General features: G+C 45.4%; 13 protein-coding genes and 1 riboswitch. Of the genes, 6 read left to right on the top strand and 7 right to left on the bottom strand.

Translation table 11 applies throughout. The annotated features are described in order from the left end of the window. Positions 1-3 precede the first annotated feature (3 nt). From BDE36_RS13010 to aroQ, 5 genes are all read right to left on the bottom strand, one after another. Complete coding sequence (locus tag BDE36_RS13010) at positions 4-660, bottom strand: TenA family protein (RefSeq protein ID WP_141815225.1); 657 nt, start codon at positions 658-660, stop codon at positions 4-6. Continuing rightward, positions 647-1,480: a bifunctional hydroxymethylpyrimidine kinase/phosphomethylpyrimidine kinase gene (thiD, locus tag BDE36_RS13005; protein WP_141815224.1), complete on the bottom strand. Its 834-nt coding sequence runs from the start codon at positions 1,478-1,480 to the stop codon at positions 647-649. The genes BDE36_RS13010 and thiD overlap by 14 nt, the downstream gene beginning before the upstream one ends. Positions 1,481-1,494: 14 nt before the next feature. Further along, positions 1,495-2,142, bottom strand: coding sequence for a thiamine phosphate synthase (thiE, locus tag BDE36_RS13000; protein WP_128768983.1), 648 nt, complete (start codon positions 2,140-2,142; stop codon positions 1,495-1,497). Beyond that, positions 2,132-2,938, bottom strand: a complete 807-nt coding sequence (gene thiM, locus BDE36_RS12995) for a hydroxyethylthiazole kinase (protein ID WP_141815223.1) — start codon at positions 2,936-2,938, stop codon at positions 2,132-2,134. The genes thiE and thiM overlap by 11 nt, the downstream gene beginning before the upstream one ends. A 53-nt stretch (positions 2,939-2,991) precedes the next feature. Continuing rightward, positions 2,992-3,086: riboswitch (TPP riboswitch) on the bottom strand. A 71-nt stretch (positions 3,087-3,157) separates the two neighbouring features. Next, a complete protein-coding gene (aroQ, locus tag BDE36_RS12990; RefSeq protein WP_128768981.1) occupies positions 3,158-3,574 on the bottom strand; it encodes a type II 3-dehydroquinate dehydratase in 417 nt (138 codons plus the stop codon). A 316-nt stretch (positions 3,575-3,890) separates the two neighbouring features. Here aroQ and xerD point away from each other — a divergent pair, with 316 nt between their 5' ends. The 3 genes from xerD to BDE36_RS12975 all read left to right on the top strand — a co-directional run bounded on the left by xerD (position 3,891) and on the right by BDE36_RS12975 (position 6,751). Continuing rightward, on the top strand, positions 3,891-4,787 hold the full coding sequence (xerD, locus tag BDE36_RS12985) for a site-specific tyrosine recombinase XerD (protein ID WP_141815222.1): 897 nt from the start codon (positions 3,891-3,893) through the stop codon (positions 4,785-4,787). Positions 4,788-4,822: 35 nt separating this feature from the next. Further along, a complete protein-coding gene (locus tag BDE36_RS12980) occupies positions 4,823-5,719 on the top strand; it encodes a selenium metabolism-associated LysR family transcriptional regulator (protein ID WP_141815221.1) in 897 nt (298 codons plus the stop codon). A gap of 75 nt (positions 5,720-5,794) precedes the next feature. After that, complete coding sequence (locus tag BDE36_RS12975) at positions 5,795-6,751, top strand: YeiH family protein (RefSeq protein WP_141815220.1); 957 nt, start codon at positions 5,795-5,797, stop codon at positions 6,749-6,751. Here the strand turns inward: BDE36_RS12975 and BDE36_RS12970 are convergent. Beyond that, entirely contained in the window at positions 6,748-7,833 is a 1,086-nt protein-coding gene (locus BDE36_RS12970; RefSeq protein WP_141815219.1) for a hypothetical protein, read from the bottom strand. The genes BDE36_RS12975 and BDE36_RS12970 overlap by 4 nt on opposite strands. 471 nt (positions 7,834-8,304) lie before the next feature. Between BDE36_RS12970 and BDE36_RS12965 the strand changes: the two genes are divergently transcribed. From BDE36_RS12965 to BDE36_RS12955, 3 genes are all read left to right on the top strand, one after another. Continuing rightward, entirely contained in the window at positions 8,305-8,835 is a 531-nt protein-coding gene (locus BDE36_RS12965; RefSeq protein WP_141815218.1) for a membrane lipoprotein lipid attachment site-containing protein, read from the top strand. Positions 8,836-8,988: 153 nt separating this feature from the next. Next, positions 8,989-9,507, top strand: a complete 519-nt coding sequence (gene lspA, locus BDE36_RS12960; RefSeq protein WP_161987624.1) for a signal peptidase II — start codon at positions 8,989-8,991, stop codon at positions 9,505-9,507. Continuing rightward, the gene (locus tag BDE36_RS12955; RefSeq protein ID WP_141815216.1) at positions 9,497-10,528 is read left to right on the top strand and encodes a S66 peptidase family protein; all 1,032 of its coding nucleotides are present in this window, start codon (positions 9,497-9,499) and stop codon (positions 10,526-10,528) included. The genes lspA and BDE36_RS12955 overlap by 11 nt, the downstream gene beginning before the upstream one ends. Here BDE36_RS12955 and BDE36_RS12950 read toward each other — a convergent pair. Then, a complete protein-coding gene (locus BDE36_RS12950; RefSeq protein ID WP_141815215.1) occupies positions 10,518-12,380 on the bottom strand; it encodes a sensor histidine kinase in 1,863 nt (620 codons plus the stop codon). The genes BDE36_RS12955 and BDE36_RS12950 overlap by 11 nt on opposite strands. Between the last annotated feature and the right edge of the window lie 61 nt (positions 12,381-12,441).

Genomic DNA, 12,441 nt, shown 5'->3' with positions numbered 1-12,441 from the left:
CGCTTACACGACAGGCTGCCATTCTTCAAGCCGCCAGGCGCTATCCCAGAAAAGCCATTCCAGACGCGAGGCCGTGAGAAAGGCCTCCGTCATCTCATTTTGCTGAGCTGGAGTACATCTCTGCGCAACTTCATCACAAATGCGCAACGCCTTTTGTACCAACGCACCAAACTCTTCGCCGGCATACGTATTGATCCAGGTACTATACGGATTGTCGCCCCTTTGCTGGTTCTGACAAATATAATCGCCCACCTTTTTATAGATCAAGAAACAGGGAAGTACAGCAGCCATCGCTGTCTCCACTCTTCCCACCGCCGCTGTGCTCATTAAAAAGCTTGTGTAATGATGGCATGCAGGAGATATCTCTGCTTTTCCATTAATGCCAAACTCATTAAAATAACCGGCATGCAGGGCGTTCTCCACAACGATAGCGCCTTCCGCAAAACGGATATAATCCAGTACGTAATCATCGGCAGTTCTTGCAGCAATAAGGGACAGCGCACGCCCGAAATACCCGAGATAATTGGAGTCCTGCTGAATGTAGAACTTAAAATTCTCTAATGGTAACGACCCGTCAATCAATCTTCTGATAAAAGGCATTTCAACGATCCGGTCATAAATACCTTCCGATTTCTGCCATGTCAATTCAGTCCAGTTCATGCTTAATTAGAGCTAGTGGTTCAAAAAAGTGATTAAGGGGTCCGTGGCCCTCCCCTGTCTTCACATCGCGGCCTGCGGCTATTGCTTGGTGAATGTACTGGCTGGCCTTTTGCACTGCCTCCGAAAGATCGTACCCTCGCGCGGTAAAAGAGGCAATGGCCGATGATAACGTACAGCCCGTACCGTGAGTGTTACTAGTAGCAATAAAGTCGGTTTTTAGAATTTGCTCGTATCCGTCATTTTCAAGATAGACATCATATAATATTTCACCTTGCAGATGTCCTCCTTTGATTAGCACCGCATGGCAGCCTGTATCCAGAATCTTCGCTCCGGCGAGTTTCATCTCATCCACACTTCTAACCTTCATGGACGACAGAATTTCCGCTTCGTCTAGATTAGGCGTTACAAGGGTAGCAAGAGGAAACAACTCCTTCTTCAGCACCTCGATGGTTTCGCTTTGGATCAGCCGGTCGCCGCTGGTGGCCACCATTACAGGATCTAGTATGACCGGCACATGCGGGTAGTCTCTTAACACACCTGCAATAGTAACAACAAGTTCGGCACTGTGGACCATGCCAATCTTTATCGCCGAAGGTTTTATATCGTCCATTACCGCCCTGATCTGCCCCGCTGCAATGGCGGCAGGTATACTATGGATATCTGTTACCCCAAGCGTATTCTGGACTGTTATTGCCGTAATAGCAGAAGCACCGAAACAACCAAGGGCCGAGAACGTCTTTAAATCGGCCTGTATCCCCGCGCCGCCACCGCTGTCGGAGCCGGCAATGGTAAGCACGCTGATATATCTGTATTTTTTCATCTCTTTGTTCCTATTTAGCGTGAAGAATAAGCCTTTTCTATCGCGTTCCTTAACTGCGCTGCCGCGCCCGCCGGATCTTTTGCCGAGCAAATCGCCGAAACCACAGCAATGCAGTCTGCTCCGGCACGGATTACTTCGGCAGCATTCTCCATAGTGATGCCTCCTATAGCTATAAGCGGCTTAGTGGTTAAGGCCCTGATGCGGCTGACTCCCTCTAGCTTCCATTCCGTAACAGTATCGGTCTTCGTACCGGTAGAAAAAACCGGACTCAATGCCAGGCAATCAGAAACCAGGGAATTCTCGCTTGCCAACTGCTTTTCATACTCAATGGAATATCCTAACAACCCGCATTCAGGCCACTGCTTCCTGACTTCCAAAGGTGGTACATCTGTGTTTCCCACATGAATCCCCCTTGCTTGACATTGCTTCGCTACCCCTAAGTTATCGTTTATAACAAGAGGTATATCGTACTTATCAAGCATCGACTTCAGTCGCCGTGCTTTTAACAGAAAAGCGTAGTCCGCAAGATGCTTCTCCCTCAGCTGAACCAAATCTACCCCTCCTTTAACTGCCTCTTCAACCACCCACAGCAAATCGCGACCGAGGCATGCTGCCTCATCGGTAACGAGATACAGCCGGTGAGGGAATTCCTTATTCTTCATTTTTTTCTTCGATCCTTATCACGCTCATAAATTCCTCTTGCGGTAAGCTATACAGCACATCAAGTAAATTTAGTTGCAAACTGCCCGGACCTGCCGACTTCCGGGCGGCAAGTTCGCCTGCTACACCTAAAAAGGCCATGGCGGAGACTGTCGCCAAAAAAGGATCGGCCGGATTTACTGCTACAAATGCACCAATAAGGGCGCTGGCTGTACAGCCGAGGCCGGTCACCTTCGACATAAGCGGATCCCCATTTGACAGCTTCACTACCCTTGATTCATGAATAATAATATCGGCAGCTCCCGACACGCACACAACGCTTCCTGTCTGCTGATTGAGGTGCTTCGCTGAAGAGACAGCATCAACGCTTTCATGAATGCTGTCGACGCCCTTCGTGCCGCCAGGTACATTGGTGATTGCCATAATTTCGGAGGCATTCCCCCTGATAACGGAGGGCTGCAGCTTCAGCAAGGATTGCAGCACCTGGTTTCTGAAAGGGGTTGCTCCGGCGCCAACCGGGTCAAGTACCCATGGCTTAGCCTGCTCCTTTGCCCTCCCTGCAGCGAGCTCCATGCTTTCAACCCAGTATTCATCGAGCGTGCCAATGTTCACAATCAAAGCGCCCGCAATGTTTACCATATCCTGCACCTCTGCCTGTGCGTGAGCCATTACAGGCGAAGCGCCAGCGGCGAGCAGTGCATTGGCGGTATTGTTCATCACCACGTAATTGGTGATATTATGCACCAAAGGCGACTTTGTTCTAACTTCAGAAATTTGTTTCCAGATTTTCTCCTTCATATGCCAGTTGTTTTTAAGATGTTACCGGCTAAGGAGCTCTTTTGAATAAAAGATGCAGAAAAATCACTTTTCCCTTCGCCGGAACTACCCGGATCAGGTTCAAAGGGTATTATCTCAGCCCCGAAACGGAGCACCCCTAAAGCCACGATAAAAATAGAAAATATAAGAACAGGATCAAATGACCCGCTTTACTTTAAACCGTTTTTTGACGGTTTTATTTTAATCAAGAAAACTTTGCAACGCCAGCTTGTAGCTATGCAAGCCAAAACCGGCAATTACGCCCTTGCAGTTCTTTGCCATCCGCGAAACATGGCGATATTCCTCACGGGCGTGAACATTCGAAATATGAACCTCTACAACGGGAGTCGTGATAGCAGCAATAGCATCAGCAATGGCGATGGATGTGTGAGTATATCCGCCGGCATTGAAAATAATACCATCATAGCTAAACCCGGTTTCATGAAGCTTATCAATAAGGGCCCCTTCCGAATTACTTTGAAAATAGTCAATAACAATATCGCCATATTCCGCACGAAGCTTCTCCAGAAAAGGCTCAAACCCGCTATCTCCGTAAATAGATTTTTCCCGCGTGCCTAAAAGATTAAGGTTGGGACCATTGATTATTTGTATCTTCATCACTTCAAAATTAATTATTTTATCAAGTTTTACGTTATAAGTTGTAAGTAATAAGTTGTAGGTAGTAAGTTGCAGGTTGTAAGTAGTAAGTTATAAGTATTAAGTTGTAAGGTTATAAGTTGTACGTCGAAAGTTATGCTTAATGTAACGTTAAGAAGAATGATTTATAATGTTTTTGAAAATAAAGCATCTCTACGATTTTATAATGTTTGACTTATTACTTATAACCTGCTACTTACAACCCGCAACTTACTACTTACAACCTACTACTTAAAACATAAAATTTACTACTTATAACTCACTACTTACAACTTTAATGAACTGGGATTCTGCAATAAAAGGGTTTTCATCTTTCCTCCGGCTGGAACGTGCTCTATCGGGCAATACAGTAGAGGCCTATATCAGGGATGTTGAGAAGCTTCAGCAGTATGCCCTGGCCGTGAATAACAAAACTCCTGCAGAAATCAGTACCGAAGACCTGAAAAAATTCCTGAAGTGGATTAACGAACTTGGCATGCCTGCAAGTACCCAGGCACGGGTATTATCGGGAATTAAGGGTTTCTTTAAATTCCTGCTATTTGACGAGCTAAGATTGGATGATCCAGCTGTCCTTATAGAAAGCCCGCGAATGACACGGAAGCTTCCCGACACACTGAGTATCTACGATATTCAGAATCTGATCGCCGCCATTGACCTTTCCAAACCCGACGGAATGCGCAATAAAACCATTATCGAGGTGCTTTATGGATGCGGATTAAGAGTATCTGAATTAACGAACCTTAAGATCTCCAACCTGTTCCTTGATATAGAATTCATTAAAGTAACGGGTAAAGGCGATAAAGAGCGGCTGGTACCTATCGGCTCGGAAGCAATAAAATATCTTAAAATCTATCTCGAGGAAATCCGCGTCCACAGTCCACTAAAGCCCTGCAAAGAAGATTTCGTTTTCTTAAATCGCTTTGGCGGTCCTTTAAGCAGGGTAATGATTTTTATGATCATTAAAGACCTCGCTAAAAAGATCGGTTTAAATAAGAAGATCAGTCCCCATACCTTCCGTCATTCTTTCGCGACACATCTGATCGAGGGAGGCGCCGATCTGAGGGCAGTGCAGGAAATGCTGGGGCACGAGAGTATTACTACCACCGAAATATATACCCACCTCGACCGCGACTATCTTCGCGACGTCATCATACAATACCATCCTAGAAGCTGAATTGCTCTGTTGCGGAAAAATTTGTACCTATGCAAATGGCCGATTTTCGTCTCGAAGTTTTTCATACCGTCGCCCGGAGATTAAGCTTTACCAAAGCTGCACACGAGCTGTTTATTACCCAGCCCGCCGTAACCAAACATATCAGAGAGCTGGAAGAGCAATACAAAGTGCGCCTTTTTGAGCGTAACGGTAACAGGATTAAAGTAACCAAAGCCGGAGAAGTGCTCTTTAATCACTGCGAAGAGCTGTTTGACGTATACAGGAAAATCGAATTTGAAATGAATGCCCTTGTCAACCGCCAGACCGGCATATTGCGCATAGGAGCAAGTACAACCATTTCGCAATATGTTATTCCCCCACTTCTTGCAGGTTTCCATCAGAAATTTCCCGATATAAAAATAACACTCACTAATGGCAATACCGAAACAATAGAGAACGCTCTTATCCATAAGAAGATCGATCTCGGATTAATAGAAGGCGAAACAAAAAACCAGCAGATCAGCTATTCCGAATTCATCAAAGACGAAATCGTTCTGGTTTGCCGCAAAGATCACGCCCTCACCCGACAGGGGGAAATAAGCATCAATCAGCTAAAAGACTATCCTTTTATCATACGGGAAAGGGGCTCTGGAACACTTGAAGTTATCGAACATGCACTACAAACTATTGGCATAAAGCTCGACGACCTTGACATCCAAATGCAGCTCGGAACCACCGAAGCTATAAAATCGTATTTGCTCAACTCTGATTGTATCGCCTTCATGTCGGTATATGCTGTATCAAAAGAGCTTAATACAGGAGATATCAGGATTATAGATGTTGCAGGAACCGACATTAGCCGCTTCTTCTACCTCATTCATTTACAGGGAAAAGCCGATGGATTATCCGAAATGTTTATCCGCTACGCCCGGCACGCCCATAACCTCAAGTAATAGGAGATTAAGAATCGCAATTTTGCCCAGCCTCTGTTGAAGCCCATATTTGTGCCGTAACACAGCATAATCATAATGGGATCATATAATTTCACACCTTTTAAACTAAGTCCGACCGTTAGAAAAGCTATTTTTATTTTTGCAGCCGCAATCTGCCTGATGCCTTTCATGTCTCCTCCGTTGGCGCTATTACTTGGCTTAATCCTTGCACAAACCATTGAACACCCTTTCCTTCATCTCAATCACCAGGTTACCAACCTTCTGTTAAAGATCTCGGTTGTGGGGTTAGGTTTTGGCATGAATATATTCAGCGCAATGAGGGCCGGTGAGGAAGGCCTGATGTTCACTGTTGTTTCAATCGTCTCGGTACTTGCATCCGGAGCGCTACTTGGAAGGTTGATGAAAATCGAAAAGAAGACGTCTTTTCTGATATCTGCCGGTACAGCAATCTGTGGCGGCAGCGCCATCGCAGCACTTTCACCAGTTGTAAAAGCCGGTGAAAAACAAATATCTATAGCCCTGGGTACCATCTTTATCTTAAACTCAATTGCCCTTTTTGCCTTTCCCGCAATCGGACATTTCTTCCATCTCACGCAGAACCAATTCGGATTATGGTGTGCTATTGCTATTCACGACACCAGCTCAGTGGTTGGTGCAGCATGTAAATACGGCACTGCTGCCTTAGAAGTAGCCACCACTGTGAAACTTACCCGCGCATTGTGGATCATTCCTGTAGCATTTGCAACTGCTTACCTGTTTAAAGACCGGGATGCTAAAATAAAGATCCCTTACTTCATCGGACTATTCATCGCTGCCATGCTTGTCAATACCTATGTACCTTTTATAAGGCCCGCAACACCATATCTCGTCGGTATCGCCAAAGCCGGACTAACCCTTACTTTGTTTCTGATCGGAACAGGACTCTCCTTCAGTACAATCAAATCAGTAGGCGTAAAACCGCTTCTGGAAGGTCTGTTGTTATGGTTACTTATATCGGCGACCGCATTATGGGCGGTTATCACCCTTGCCTAAAACTTCACCCTTTTCCCCATGAGTTTGCTGGTATCAATGGCCGTTTCTTTAGCTATGGCCGCCTGCTGCCTCATCTGTTCCAGTTTCTCCCTTACCCTTTGCTCCATCTCCTGCTGCAGACGCCGTCGCTCCTGATCCGACTGGCCCGGACTCTTTTCCCGCATGACCGGCTCCCCCTTGCTAATCTGCGTCGCTCTCCAGGCACGTCTGCTGGCAAGAACGTCGTTCCCCCGGTAACCTGTCATCATCTGGGTACGGGTAGGGATACCGGTTGCTTCTGCCTCTTCGTAATGCTGGATGATCCTGCTCTCCCCATATCCTTCCTGGGCTTCATCTTCCGAATGGAAGGCCCCGATCAGGCTTACCGGGTTAAAATCCTTACTGTTGAGTGGCTCCTGTTCGTTTTTGTACACATTGGTATCGGTACATTCCAGCATGCCCAGCACCAGCAGCAAACAGCCTTTGGGCACTTCCTGTTCGAATACCAGCTCCTGAGCTTTAGTCGGGGTGCCGGGGCCCATGCTGATCTTCTTCTCCCCGATATACTCATAGAACTCTTCCCTGAAGTTAAAACCTGCCAGTACAAAGCTGAGCCGGTAACCGGTAACCCGGTAATGTCCCTTAAAGGGGGTGACAAAGTCCCTGCGGGGATCGATCTCCGGCAGGCTGATGCTTACTTGTCCCTTCTCATTGCGCTTTACCTGCGGTTTGATCTGCAGGGCCTGCGAGAACTTGCTGTCTTCATTGAACTCCAGTCCCTCCAGGAAGGAGAGCTCCCCGTCGTGCAGGTCGCGGTCACCACGCTCCCGGCTGCGACTGCCCCGGATGCTGCGCGAGACCGCTGCCGTCATGCGGTTGACCATCCCTCCATCGTAAAAGTGATGATAAAAGGGCCGGAAGGCTTCCCTGAGAATTTTGGATGCCTGACTGATCAGTCCGAACTCTCCGGCAGCCTCCTGGCTGGCCTGGGTTTGCTTGAAACGCCGGGGACGGCCCTGAACGATGTTCATCCCCCGGTAGCTGCGGTATACCACGGAGCCTGCTGTGCCGTGGATGCCTCCTTTACTATCGATTACTGCCATATATTTTCCTCCTTTTTAAATTGCTTCAGCCATCAGCAGCTGGCACAGGGCAGGGTTAGGACGGTAACACGATGCGGAGGTCGGCGGCTTTAGCTGATGTATCAGTAAAGTTGATAAGAACTGCAAAAAGATGAAACAGGTATTTGTAATTTATAATCAGTTTAAACTAAACGGCTGATTTCCTTTGATTTGAGCTGTTCTGACAGTCCAGGCAAGGCCATAGGCAGGAGCCTCTCCACTCCGGGAGTGGTCTGCTACCGCGTATCCCCTGGCTATCTGTATTTCTTCACACCAGGGTGGCTCAGCGTATAGTGAGTCTACCTTTTTGCCCAAAAGGTAGACTCACAGTAGGGATTCATTAGCAGAAGTAGGGCAATATTGATACTCAGGGTAAGATCAGGGGATAACAACACCCTTTCCATTTGACAATATAACCGCCGTTGACTATGTTTGTATGATTGATGCACAGCTATGAAAAAACTGATCTTTCTCGCATTTTCTGTTCTCCTGATCACAGCATGTTCAGAAGAGAAATTAGATAAGCAAAAGGCATTTCAGCTGATCGCGCAAAGCCAGCAATACCCCAAATTAATAGCTTATACTATCAACACCGCCGACCCCAATCAAGTAAGTAAACTTATAAATTCAGAACCAGTAAGGGCCGGGTTAATAGCTATTGAAGAACCACACTCACTTGGCGACATAGGCAGCACCCTGATCACCTTCACGGAAAAAGCCGATCCTTATCTCATACCTATTACTTCGCAGGATAGTTCCCGCGGTGTCCGAAGGATAAAAATAGCACAGGAGGAACTTTCAGAAGTAAGCGATATTGAATTGCTCAACGAAGGCAAAAATGCGGTTGCCCGGTATCAAACCGTTTATAAAAACATAAGTCCTTTTTCGGTGCTGATTCCTGTGAACTTCAAGAAGAAAATAAGTCACAAGGCCTATTTCTTATTGAAAGACAATCACTGGCAACTGGAAGAGACCGGTCTTTAGTCTCACTTCATTCCCCGACTAGGTTAAAAGATAGTTCAGCCAACAGCTACCTCATGCGGTAGAGGGCAGAATAAAAACAAATCAATAACTGCGTTCCCCTATTATTTTTGAGAATATGTCTATATTAACGGTTTTTATATTTTAAGGATGTTCATGAAACGCGAACTGAAGATTATTATATTTTGTGTAGCTTCTTTGATTTTTATTGGCTGCGACCGGATTACAAAAGACCTTGCTAAAGAGCATTTAATGTATCAGGCGCCTGCCTCCTATTTTCATGATACATTCAGGTTCCATTACATCGAAAATACCGGCGCATTTTTTGGCATGGGTGCCGACATCCCTCAGCCGTTTAACTTTATACTTTTAAGTGTCATCCCCCTGGCTATGCTAACCGGCCTGTTCATATACATGCTGTTAAAGATAAAGGACTTAGGTATAGCAGAGCTGCTTGCTTTCTCTTTGATCTTTTCAGGAGGCTTGGGTAATATTATCGACCGCATTATGTTTGAAAGCCGAGTTACCGACTTTCTAAATGTGGGCATTGGCAGTTTGAGGACCGGGATTTTTAATGTGGCTGATATGTGCGTAACTGGCGGAGTCATTTTATTACTGTTTTTAACGAGAAGCGGAAAAGACGTAAAGACGGAGGAAGTTCACAATGAACCGTAAGCACTTCTTGTCGGCACTACTCCCTGCCGGACTGGTTTTATCGTCGGTTAAGAGCTGGGGCTCTGCGCCTGCTCCGCCAAAGCATCGTAAAATCAAAACGCCACCCTACCTTAAGGAGGGTGACACCATCGGCATCACCTGTCCGGCCGGTTACATTTCGACGGAAGACATTCAGCCGGCAATACAGCTCATGGAAAGCTGGGGCTTCCGGGTAAAGCCAGGAAAGACCATTGGCTTACGAAACTTTAGCATGGGTGGAACCGACGAAGAAAGAAGGCTCGACTTTCAGCAAATGATAGATGACAAGGAAATCAGCGCTATCATGTGCGCGAGGGGCGGCTATGGATCTCTGTGTATAGTAGACCAACTGGATTTTAGCAGTCTTTACAATCATCCCAAATGGATTATCGGATTCAGCGACATAACGGTACTTCATTGTCATTTAAACCAGCGGTATAACATAGCTTCCATACATTCCAAGATGTGTAACAGCTTTCCCACCGACTGGACGAAGGCCGAGCCTATACAGATTGAAACAATCTTGTCGATTAAACAGGCGCTTACCGGGGAACAGATGGCCTATACTGCGCCGACGACAGTGTTTAACAGAGCAGGAAAGGCGGAAGGCATATTAGTGGGCGGTAACCTCAGGACAATCGAAAATCTGGCAGGCAGCGTCTCTGATTTAAACACCAGGAACAAGATCTTATTTGTAGAAGATACCGGCGAATACCTGTACAGTATTGACAGGATGTTCTGGAACCTGAAGCGCAACGGAAAACTTTCAGGCCTTAAAGGGCTGCTGATAGGAGGCTTTAAGATAAAGCCAGACGACCCGGGAGAAGAGTTTGGAAAAACGATATACGACATTGTTCTTGAGAAGGTAAAAGAATATAACTATCCAGTGTGCTTTGACTTCCCCGTAGGACATCAAAAAAACAATTTCGCACTCAGATGCGGTGTACACCATCTGCTTGATGTAAACGCCAGCACAGTGACCCTCACTTCAGCTACTCGTTAGCCACCGGAAGCGTAAAATAGAAAGTTGTACCCTGTCCCGCTGAGCTCTCGAACCAAATACGCCCACCGTTTATTTCTATAAACTCCTTGCAAAGGATCAATCCCAGTCCCGTTCCGGTTTCGTTTGCAGTACCGGTCCTTGATATGCTATTATCCATGGTCAGTACTTTACCTGCGTGTTCTTCTTCAATACCCACGCCTGCATCAGCAACCGAAAACTGGTACATATTATCCTTATAATCAGCATTAAGAATTATTTCACCTCCAGGATAACTAAACTTAATGGCATTAATAATAATATTTCTAAGTACGGCATTAATCATCTGCCGGTCGGCTATAATTCTTTCGTTGCCGGCATATTCGGCGTTTATTTCAATACCCTTTGACATGGCACCCGGACTGCAAACACGGATAGCTTCTGTTAAGAGGTCGGGCACATCAATAACCTGCTTAACAGGACTTAAATTGCCGGTCTGAATTCGGGCCCAGCTTAGGAGATTTTCTAAAAGATTATACGTTTGCCGGGCCGACTCATTCATTCTCTCTGCAAGTTGCTGGATTCTGTCACTGCTCAACTTTGATGCATTCTTTGAAAGCAACTGGCTGAAACCGAGCAAAGAAGTGAATGGGTTTTTAAGGTCGTGTGCTATGATTGAAAAAAACTTATCCTTGGTAGCATTCAACTCTCTCAATTCTTTCTCGGCATGCTTTAATGTAGTAATGTCAAAGCATATCATCAGATATGTTTTCAAGCCCGTTTCATTGGAATACTCCGGAACTACCTCCATCGAAAAAAAATATTCTTCACCGTTGGCTTTTAAGTTGAAATCGACCTCGTGTAACTCTCCTGTTCGGTCGGTATTTTCCAGCGCGTCGCTGAGCAATTGTTCAACAGATGGCGGCAGACCCAGGTCGGTATATCGAATCCGCCCTGTTCTTGTATGTGTTACGGGAAAGAACCTTTTAGCAGAACCGTTTGAATAGATACAATTCAACTTGCTGTCAAAGCGCATAATTACCTCGGGTATATTCTCTGTCAGCGTACGGTACTGTTCTTCGCTATCTTTTAAATTCTTAAAGATAATGTCTGTTGGCTGCATGAATCCGGTTTGTACGTTCGCACGGTAAATAAGATAAAATGAAATAAGCTTTGCGTAATGCCCCATCTCATTGCTCAAACTGTAATTCGATATATAAAGGGTAAAACAGAATTCACTTATAATAGTAAAAGTAATAGACAGAAACAGGAACTTATAAACCGAGTCGGAAAAATGCTTCCGTCGTTTGATCAGCATTCCGATGGACACTGTCAGCAAAAAAATAATAGCATACTCTGAATAAATCTTAAAATCAGTTTGTCCCTGACCGGCTACAAAACAAACCGGGAACACCTTCCAGTATAAAATACTTAGGATAATGACTGCAGTAATGGCAAAATACAACAGGAAGATAAGGTCGGCGTTAAGCTTTTTTCTCCACGACAGAAACCAGAACCCTAAAAGGAGGGTTACCGATTCAAGAAAGCGCGTAGCTACCCAAAACTGGTTGGCGTAAAAACCATCGCCTTTAATCACCTGCATTCCATTAAACGTAATTGTATGCAGCAAGTCGAGTGTTCCAATGAAGAAATAGGAGATCCCTACAAGGAAGAGATAGTTATTGTCGAGGATCCTCCTGGAGTTCCAGGTAACGATAAACACAGCAAAAGCGACAATAATAGACAGCAGTTCAACAATTGTATGAAAAAGCAGGTAGCTCTGATTCAAACTGATAATGAAGATCAAAGCGAGCACTACACTCCCAAATGCGAGATGATAATTTTCAGAAATATGACCGAGTATTTTTGAGCTCAAAAGACAAGGAATTATAAAAGACAAAAATAGAATTAATGCAGTAAAAAGCTAAAAAACAGAT

The sequence above is a fragment of the Arcticibacter tournemirensis genome, assembly GCF_006716645.1.
GTDB lineage: Bacteria > Bacteroidota > Bacteroidia > Sphingobacteriales > Sphingobacteriaceae > Arcticibacter > Arcticibacter tournemirensis.
This window is presented reverse-complemented; position numbering and strand designations above follow the sequence as displayed.